The organism is Planktotalea sp. (genome assembly GCF_049680325.1).
Lineage (GTDB): Bacteria > Pseudomonadota > Alphaproteobacteria > Rhodobacterales > Rhodobacteraceae > Planktotalea.
Genome location: NZ_JBAUHO010000178.1, coordinates 1 through 8,849 on the forward strand (window position 1 = coordinate 1; position 8,849 = coordinate 8,849).

General features: G+C 55.6%; 8 protein-coding genes. 4 read left to right on the forward strand and 4 right to left on the reverse strand.

Annotation, left to right across the window (positions count from 1 at the left end; genetic code table 11):
• The coding region (locus WBC85_RS08210; RefSeq protein WP_424435114.1) for a hypothetical protein at positions 1-192 on the forward strand (192 nt) is incomplete at its 5' end.
• A 157-nt stretch (positions 193-349) separates the two neighbouring features.
• On the forward strand, positions 350-1,051 hold the full coding sequence (locus tag WBC85_RS08215) for a Hint domain-containing protein (RefSeq protein WP_424435117.1): 702 nt from the start codon (positions 350-352) through the stop codon (positions 1,049-1,051).
• Here the strand turns inward: WBC85_RS08215 and WBC85_RS08220 are convergent.
• Positions 1,034-1,633 carry a nucleotidyltransferase family protein gene (locus WBC85_RS08220; protein ID WP_424435120.1) on the reverse strand — a complete coding sequence of 200 codons (600 nt, stop codon included), beginning with the start codon at positions 1,631-1,633 and terminating at the stop codon, positions 1,034-1,036. The genes WBC85_RS08215 and WBC85_RS08220 overlap by 18 nt on opposite strands.
• The gene (locus WBC85_RS08225; RefSeq protein ID WP_424435123.1) at positions 1,633-4,047 is read right to left on the reverse strand and encodes a GcvT family protein; all 2,415 of its coding nucleotides are present in this window, start codon (positions 4,045-4,047) and stop codon (positions 1,633-1,635) included. The genes WBC85_RS08220 and WBC85_RS08225 overlap by 1 nt, the downstream gene beginning before the upstream one ends.
• A gap of 100 nt (positions 4,048-4,147) precedes the next feature.
• On the opposite strand from WBC85_RS08225, the gene WBC85_RS08230 reads away from it, so the two are divergent.
• Together WBC85_RS08230 and WBC85_RS08235 are read left to right on the forward strand one after the other, a co-directional pair.
• The gene (locus tag WBC85_RS08230; protein WP_424435126.1) at positions 4,148-5,338 is read left to right on the forward strand and encodes a DUF2254 domain-containing protein; all 1,191 of its coding nucleotides are present in this window, start codon (positions 4,148-4,150) and stop codon (positions 5,336-5,338) included.
• 101 nt (positions 5,339-5,439) lie between these two features.
• On the forward strand, positions 5,440-7,860 hold the full coding sequence (locus tag WBC85_RS08235) for a GcvT family protein (RefSeq protein ID WP_424435129.1): 2,421 nt from the start codon (positions 5,440-5,442) through the stop codon (positions 7,858-7,860).
• 64 nt (positions 7,861-7,924) lie between these two features.
• Here WBC85_RS08235 and WBC85_RS08240 read toward each other — a convergent pair whose 3' ends face one another.
• On the reverse strand, positions 7,925-8,122 hold the full coding sequence (locus WBC85_RS08240; RefSeq protein ID WP_424435132.1) for a YgaP family membrane protein: 198 nt from the start codon (positions 8,120-8,122) through the stop codon (positions 7,925-7,927).
• 92 nt (positions 8,123-8,214) lie between these two features.
• The coding region (locus WBC85_RS08245) for a Crp/Fnr family transcriptional regulator (RefSeq protein ID WP_424435135.1) at positions 8,215-8,849 on the reverse strand (635 nt) is incomplete at its 5' end.

Below are 8,849 nucleotides of genomic sequence, written 5' to 3' on the forward strand. Positions count from 1 at the left end.
TCTGATATTGATGTCATTGATCTAAGTGGCATCAATGCCCGTGTTATCCAAAGCGGCCCTGAAAGCGGTATCATCGAATATCTCGATGCCAGCGGGGCAGTGATTAACACCCAAAAAGGGCTGCATAATTACGGTGCTGCACGGCGTTCACTGAAGCGTTTTGAAGCCGAGATTCTGTGCGCTGAGTTGTAATGGAATTTCCGTACACCCTTGGGTTGCAGGTCGGGTAATTTATTCCCAATTGCCGCGAGTGAACCACCCGTTTGCCACATTTTCGTCACCTTAGGTCACCAAACAGGATCACGTAAAGTGAATCACGGTTAGTTGGCCTGCGAAAAGACGAGTGTTTATGAATGTGAATAGTACCAGTTTAGTCCTTCGCAATGACCTTGGTTCTGTTGTGTGCAACGATCTTGATGCGGGCGGCCAAACCCCGCATCAAGTTACCTCCTATTGCCCTTGTTTTACGCCCGGCACGCTTATCAAAACCGATCAGGGCGAGCTTCCTGTTGAAGAGATTGCGGTGGGGACGCGTGTTCTGACACGCGACAACGGATATCAAACTGTCCTTTGGGCCGCTGCCAGCGTTCTGCCAAGCAACGTTTTGAAGGCACATCCGAACCTTCAGCCCATCCAGATCAGTAAAGGGGCCTTGGGTCCTAACCTGCCTGAACGGGTCACGCGCGTGTCTCCGCAACACAGAATGTTGCTGAACAACGATCAGATCCGCCGTTGGTTCAATTCGGACGAAGTTCTGGTTCCCGCGCATTTACTGACGTGTTTTGAAGGTATCTCGCACGTTGAAGTTTCAGAGGTTACCTATATCCATTTCATGTTTGAACAGCATGAGATCATTTTGGCGGATGGGGCCTGGTCTGAAAGCTATCAACCTAGCGACATGCGCGCAGGGGCGATCGACGAACGTCACCGCGCCGAGTTGATTAGCATTTTCCCCGAGCTTGACGAAAAAGACGCCGAAATTGTTTTCCCGGCGGCGCGCGCATCTATCAATGCAGACGAGCTGTCACAGGCATTATTCCCGCCCAAGTGACGCGCGCCATGCAGCCCAGTCTTCGGGCGTATCCAGATCGCTTAGCGGACGTTCATCGCTGAAATCAACGAATGCGATGCGGTCTTTATGCCTTTGAACAATGCTTTGCGCACCAGCATCGCCAGACAGATGTTCGAAATCGCTGCGAAGCTTTGCCGCAAAGATAACCGGATGCCCCGATTTTCCCGACGCGGCGCGCGCCTTTAGTATGAGCGGCAAAGTCTGTGTGAACACATCGCGCATTTTTGAGATGTCCGCGCTTGTTATGGCGGGCATGTCAGCGGGCAAGATCATTAACCCTGTTGCTGCATCAGGCATTGCGCGCGCGCCAGCGCGGAGCGAGGCTGACATGCCCTCGCCAGCGTCTGGCACGGCGAGTTTGAGCAATGGCAGCCCGCTCAGGGCAAGGGCGCGCGGATGATCCGCGCTTGGCAGGGTAACGATGACGTTCAATCCAGCGGCCAATGCCCGCTTGGCAAGTGCAACGACGCAAGGCTCGCCCTCAACATCTTGCATCAGCTTGTCCGCGCCGCGCATGCGCGAGGAAGCGCCAGCGGCGGGGATCAAGCAGGTGATGGTCATTATCCGCGCATCCGCGCGCCATCTGCGTCAAAGAGGGGCGTGGTAATCAATCGGGCCTTGCGCATCTGGCCAAGGATTTCGATGTCCACTTCCAACCCTTCGCGCACAGCCTCTCGCGGGATCAATGCCTGCGCGATGCTTTTGCCAGCGTAATGGGAATAGCCGCCAGAGGTGCAGAAACCCTGCACAGTGCCGTCCATCCAGATCGGCTCGTAAGCAACCACATCTGCGCCGTCTGCATCTACCTCAAAGGCGCAGAGTTGACGGGCGGGGGGCACCGCGCGCTCTGCCTCAGCGGCAGTGCGGCCAATGAATTGGGTGTTCTTCTTGAAGCTGATGAAGCGATCCATGCCCGTTTCCGCGGCCGTGTAATCTGGCGAAAACTCAGACAGCCAGGAGCCAAAGAACTTGTCCAGACGCAGGCTCATCATCGCGCGCATCCCGAAGGGTTGCATTCCCAAAGGCTCGCCCGCTTGCCAGAGCGTCCACCAAAGTTGGCGCTGCGCCATGGCATCGCAATAGATTTCATAGCCCAGATCGCCCGTATAGCTGACGCGTTGCACGAGGCAATCGGCCATTCCAACGGTCATGCGACGCACATCCATGAATTTCATGTCGCTGATATCTGTGCGCGTACAAGCGGCCAAAATCTCGCGCGCTTTTGGTCCTGCTATCTGGAAGCCTGTGCGCCGATCAGAGATATTATCAAGCTGAACACCGTCGTCCATGTTCTGTTCAAACCAGCGAGTATGGAACGCTTGGCTGCCATAGCTGGCAGTTAGCTGAAACTCTTCCTCGGTAAGGCATGACACGGTGAAATCCCCGATCAGGCGGCCCTTTGGCGAAAGCATGGGGGTCAGGCTTAAACGCCCGGGCTTTGGAATGCGTCCAGCCATGATCCTATCAAGCCATGCGCGCGCGTTCGGGCCGGTGATCGCGTATTTGCCAAAATTCTGCACCTCATTGATGCCGACCGCTTCGCGCACGGCTTTCACTTCACGCGCGGTCGCGCCAAAGGCGTCAGAGCGGCGGAAGGAGGGTGTCTCATATGCCGGCTCACCATCTTCACGCGCGAAGTAGTTGGCGACCTCAAGCCCGTATTGCTGGCCCCAAACCGCGCCCATATCAGTGAAAATGTCGTACATTGGCGTTGTGCGGAAGGGGCGCGCGGCGGGGAGCTCTTCATTCGGGTAGCTGACCGAGAAACGCTTTTGATAGTTTTCAATCACCTTTGGCAATGTGTAGCCCGGCGTGATGATCCCCTGACCAAAGCGGGCCACATCCATGGCGAATGTATCGCGTTCGGTTTCGCCTTCGATCATCCATTGCGCCAGCATCAAGCCAACGCCGCCACCCTGAGAAAAGCCGGCCATAACACCGCAAGCGGACCAATAATTGCGCAGGCCCGGCACAGGGCCGACCAGCGGGTTGCCGTCTGGGGCAAAGGTGAAGGGGCCGTGAATGACGCTCTTGATGCCAGCGGTTTCCAGAACCGGGAAACGCTTGTAGGCAAAGGCGATGCTGTCTTCGATCTTGTCATAATCATCGGGCAGCAATTCATGGCCAAAGTCCCAAGGCGTGCCATCAACGGCCCAAGGGCGGCAGGGTTGCTCATAAAACCCGATGCACAATCCGCGTCCTTCTTGACGTAGATAGCTTTCGCCAGCGGGATCCATCACATGGGGGTGTTCGCTGCCCATATTATAGATCTCCGGAATGTCATCCGTGACGATATACTGGTGTTCCATTGGATGCAGGGGAAGGTAAACGCCTGCCATTGCGCCAACTTCGCGCGCCCAAAGGCCACCCGCATTGACCACATGCTCGGCATGGATCGTGCCTTTGTCCGTCACCACATCCCATGTTCCATCGGGGCGTTGGTTGGTTTCGATAACCTTTGTGTGGGTTTCAATTGTTGCCCCGCCCATGCGCGCGGCTTTGGCATAGGCATGGGTGGTGCCCGAAGGGTCAAGGTGTCCGTCAAGCGGATCATAAAGCGCACCGAGAATGCCGTCGGTGTTTGTGACCGGCGCGATCTTCTTGATCTCTTCGGGACCGACGATTTCGGTCTCAAGCCCCATATAGCGATGCTTGGCGCGTTCGGCGAGAAGCATGTCAAAGCGTTCCTGATTGTCTGCCAGCGTCACGCCGCCCACATGATGCAAACCGCAGGACATGCCCGTCAACTCTTCCAGCTCTTTATATAGTTTGATCGTATAGCCCTGAAGCGCCGCCATATTGGTGTCGCCGTTTAGCGTATGGAATCCACCAGCGGCATGCCATGTCGAGCCTGATGTGAGTTCGGAGCGTTCGATCAGCATGACATCGGACCACCCCAGTTTGGTCAGATGGTACAAAACGGAGCATCCGACGACGCCTCCGCCAATCACAGCTACTCGGGTGGTGGTTTTCATGCTTGTCTCCGTTTGCGTATGGCGCGAGTGTTCTAAAGAGGCCTAAGTTACGGCTATCCCACAGGCGACATTTTCTGTCGCAAAGTAAAGGCGGGCTGAGATGCTGCAATCTATTTTTCAATACCTTGCGTATTTCGCCCGCCGTTTGATTGTACGCGTTAGCCTTTATGCTGTTTTTGCGCTGGCCTCTGTAGGGGCCGCGATTTTGATTAGCCCATATTTGCCAGAGGCCTGGGTCACATACTTGGGCGCGGATTCGCTTGAAACCGTGTTGACGACACTGGCATCTTCCATGCTTGCGGTTACCATTTTTTCGCTCTCGATCCTGTCTTCATCCTTTCGCGGCGTTGAAAGCTCTGCCACACCGCGCGCTGTTTTGATTTTGCGCGAGGATCAGACAACGCACCGCATCTTGTCCGTGTTTATCGGTGCATTCCTGTTCTCGTTGACGGGTATAATCGTGCTTGCAACGCCGTTGATGAGCAATGCGACACGCTTTGTGCTTTTCCTTGTCTCGATTGTCATCGTTGTGCAGGTGGTGATCGCGATTATCCGCTGGATTCACCATATTGAACGCTTTGGCCTGCTCGAAAATATCCTCGATTGCACCCAAGCAAAGGCCCATCCTGCTCTGGCGGCATTTCATCGCTCGCCAACGGCCGGGGCAAATGCCTTTCTGGGCGCGTCCGATGCAAAGGACGGGCAGGGGTTTCACCTTTATGCGAGCAAAGCAGGCTATGTCACCATGATCGCTGCGGATGCGCTTCAGCAAGAAGCACAGGCGTGTAACGGTCGTGTCTATATTCATGTGCGTGCGGGGGATTATGTGAATTGCGGTGATCTATTGCTGCAATTTACTGGTCTTGAAGAGCCCAGTGAGGTACGTCGCAGGTTGCTGGGTGAAGCGATTGTCATTCGGGCCTCGCGTAGTTTTGAGCAGGACGCGGAGTTTGGGTTGATCGTGATGAGCGAGGTCGCCAACCGCGCGCTTTCCCCCGGGATCAACGATCCGCAAACTGCTGTTGATGTGGTGAACCGTTTGAGCAGCCTGATGTTGGCTGAAAGCGAAAGCGAAAGCAGCGAAGTGTGCTTTGATCGGCTCTGGATCAAACCGCTGCAATGCGAGCAGCTTTTTCGTTGCAGCTTTGATGTGATTGCGCGCTCTGGCGGGGATATCCCGGAAGTTCAGGTTGCGTTGACACGTGTTTTGGCTGTCTTGAGCGACAAAGGGAGCCGTGACATTCAACATTGTGCAAAAAACTGTGCGGCGCGTCTCGGGGTGGAGTTGTGAAAGTTTCTGACTTGTAACAAGGCGACATAATGTGTCGCACCTGTGCAATCGTATGGGGGTGAAACCTCTCAATTTGCTCGTGAACTCGAAAGGGAATAAACATGCGCACCACAGCACAGGCAGTCGTCATCGGGGGCGGTGTGATCGGCTGCTCGATCCTTTATCACCTTACAAAACTCGGCTGGTCCGATGTGGTCCTGCTAGAGCGTGACGAGCTGACGTCCGGCTCCACATGGCACGCGGCAGCGAATATCCATGGTCTGCACGACAGCACCAATATCTCGCGCATCCAGCATTACACGATGAAACTCTACAATGATCTGGAAGCGGAAACAGGCCAGTCCTGCGGCGTATTCCAGCCCGGATCGCTTTATCTGGCGCAGACCGAAGCGCGGGTGCATCAGTTGCGATTGCAAGCGGCCAAGGCCAAGCTTTACGGGATGAATTTTTACGAGATATCCATCGAGGAAGCGCGCGAGCTGAACCCGATGGTGAATTTCGAGGGCATCAAATGCGTTATGTATGAACCCGATGGCGGCAATGTGGACCCTTCGGGCGTTACCAATGCCTATGCCGTCGGTGCGCGCCAGCGCGGGGCAGAGATCATGCGCTTCACGCCCGTCACGGGAACCGAAGCGCAAGAGGATGGTACCTGGATCGTCAAAACGCCAAAGGGCGACATTCATACGCAATGGGTTGTGAATGCCGCGGGACTTTGGGGGCGCGAAGTGGCGGCGATGGCTGGCATCACCTTGCCGTTGCAACCCACCGAGCACCAGTATTTCGTGACCGAAAGCATCCCCGAGATCGAAGGAATGGATCGCCGCCTGCCGTCCGTTTCGGACCGCGACGGCGAATACTATCTGCGTCAGGAAGGCAAGGGGCTGCTTGTCGGCGCCTATGAGCGGGACATGAAATTCTGGGCCGAAGAGGGCACGCCGCTGGACTTTGCTCATGATCTATTTCCCGATGATCTCGAACGCATCGAAGAGAATATGATGAACGCAATCGAACGCGTTCCTGCGGTGGCTGAGGCGGGGATCAAACGGGTCATTAACGGGCCGATGATCTGGTCGCCGGATTCCAACGTGCTCTTTGGCCCTGTGCCTGAACTTGACAATTATTTCTGCTGTAACGGCATCATTCCGGGGTTCTCGCAATCGGGTGGCATGGGCCTGATGGCTGCGCAATGGATCATCGAGGGCGAAACGCAATATGATATGTTCGGCTGGGATGTGGCGCGTTTTGACACCTGGGCGGATAAGGCCTTTACCAAAGCGCGCGTGCAAGACAGTTATGCGCATCGTTTTGCGATCCATTTTCCGAATGAGGAACGCGCAGCTGGTCGCCCGGCACGGATGCGTCCAGCTTACGCAATGCAGGCAGAGCGCGGCGCGGTTTTCGGGTTGAATTCGGGCTGGGAACATCCGCTTTGGTTTGCCAATGAGGCCGGTGCATCGGATACCAACGGGTTCACGCGTCAGAACTGGTGGGGGCCTGTGGGCAACGAGTGCCGCATGCTGCGCGAACATGCGGGCATCATCGACATTTCCAATTTCGCCAAATACATCTGCAAAGGGCCGGGGGCTGAAGCCTGGCTCAACGCGGTCTTTGCCAACAACATGCCCAAGGCGGTTGGCCGCTCATGCCTCACACCGCTTATTGGCAAACGCGGCGGTATCGCGGGCGATTTCACTGTCACGCGACTGGCCGAGGACGAGTTCTGGATCATCGGTTCGGGCATGGCCGAGCGTTATCACAAACGCTTTTTCAAACAGGTGCCGCTGCCAACGGGAACGATTTTCGAAAGCCGCACAAATGACATTTGTGGCTTCAACGTCGCTGGCCCGAAATCGCGCGAAATGCTGCAACGCATGACCAATACCTCGCTTGCAACAGAAGACTTTCCTTTCATGCGCTCGAAATGGATCGAACTTGCAGGCGTTCATGTCTTGGCGCTGCGGGTCAGCTTTACCGGTGATCTGGGTTGGGAGCTGCATTGCGCTCAAGCGGATCAAGCGCGCCTCTATGAAGCGCTCCTTGGAGCGGGTGAACCCTTGGGCGCGGGCCCTGTCGGCGGGCGTGCCTTGATGAGCTTGCGCGTCGAAAAGGGCTACGGCTCCTGGAGCCGCGAATATAGCCCGGAATACTTCCCGCAAGAAGTCGGGCTGGATCGCCTTTGCAAGATGGACAAGGATTTCCTGAACAAGGATGCCGTTGCCGAAACCCTGGCCAAAGACGCGCGCGAGCATATGGTGCTGCTGCATCTGAATGAAGACGATGTGAATGCCTCGAACGCGGATGCAACAGGGGGTGAGCCGATCTTCAAGGACGGCAAAGGGATCGGGCGGGTCACCTCGGGCACCTATGGTTATACCGTCGGCATGAGCCTTGCACTTGGGTTCGTCAAAGATGCCAAACCCGGCGATGCGGTTGAGGTGATGGTCCTTGGCCAGCCACATCGTGCGGTGATCCTTGCAGAGCCGCCCTTTGATCCTTCGGGCGCGCGACTGAGGGCTTGACTGAAAAAGGGTGCGTGATTGCCTCACGCACCCGATACCGCTTAACATACAACGCGTTCAGACCTTAGCGGGACTTGCAGGTCTTGATTCCAAAGATGGAATAGAGCGGGCAGCTGCTCATCAGACCTGTCGCCAAAGGCACGATGCCGATGAGATAGAGCCAGCGGTAGCTGCCATCTGAATTCAGGAAAAATCCGGCCAAAAGGGCCAAACCGATAACGATGCGCAAAATGCGATCAATGCTTCCGACGTTCTTTGTCATGGTGTTCTCCAATTTCGATGACTGAGTCGGAGTCTAGGCCTTTGTCGCTAACCTGTCTGTGACCGAGTCACATTGTTCCCGCCAAAACGAAATTAAACTTGCTCTGCGATTGTTTTGAGGGCTTTCAGGTCGAGAATTTCGATCGCACCACGGGTTGTTTTTAACACCCCTGATGCGCCCCAATGTTCTAGCTTGCGCGAGATGACTTCGCGCGCGGTTCCGATCCTGCTTGCCAGTTCGCTTTGCGTGATAGCGATTTTCGCGCTGCCTTGACGTTCGCTAAGCGCGATCAGGGCTTCTGCTATGCGCGGCTCAATCTTTAGAAATGCCACTTTTTCAAGAAGATGCGTGACAGAGTTCATCCTTTCGCCAAAGGCAGAGAACACCATTTTGCGAAACGCATCGGATGTGCCGAGCATATTCGTAAAGACAAGCGCAGGCACCAGAATGAGTGTAGTTTCAGTGACCGCGCGGGCCTCTGCCGAATAAGGTACAGTACCCATCAAGCCGAGCGTGCTTTGAATGCACGCCTGACCCGAACTTACGCTATAAAGTACGATTTCGCGCCCTGATATGCTGGTCAAATAGACATCAATCGTTCCGCCTAGAACAATCGGATAACCCTTTGCCGCGTCTCCGGCGCGAAATAGCACACCGCCAGCCGGAACAGTGATAGGCGCGATCTGTTCCAGCCGGTCGATGCAGGCATCGTCAAGATGTTTTAACA

What these genes read in the sequence shown, in the direction of transcription:
- WBC85_RS08215 (WP_424435117.1), top strand. Translation starts at nt 350, where the DNA reads ATGAATGTGAATAGTACCAGTTTAGTCCTTCGCAATGACCTTGGTTCT.
- WBC85_RS08220 (WP_424435120.1), bottom strand. Translation starts at nt 1,633, where the DNA reads ATGACCATCACCTGCTTGATCCCCGCCGCTGGCGCTTCCTCGCGCATG.
- WBC85_RS08225 (WP_424435123.1), bottom strand. Translation starts at nt 4,047, where the DNA reads ATGAAAACCACCACCCGAGTAGCTGTGATTGGCGGAGGCGTCGTCGGA.
- WBC85_RS08230 (WP_424435126.1), top strand. Translation starts at nt 4,148, where the DNA reads ATGCTGCAATCTATTTTTCAATACCTTGCGTATTTCGCCCGCCGTTTG.
- WBC85_RS08235 (WP_424435129.1), top strand. Translation starts at nt 5,440, where the DNA reads ATGCGCACCACAGCACAGGCAGTCGTCATCGGGGGCGGTGTGATCGGC.
- WBC85_RS08240 (WP_424435132.1), bottom strand. Translation starts at nt 8,122, where the DNA reads ATGACAAAGAACGTCGGAAGCATTGATCGCATTTTGCGCATCGTTATC.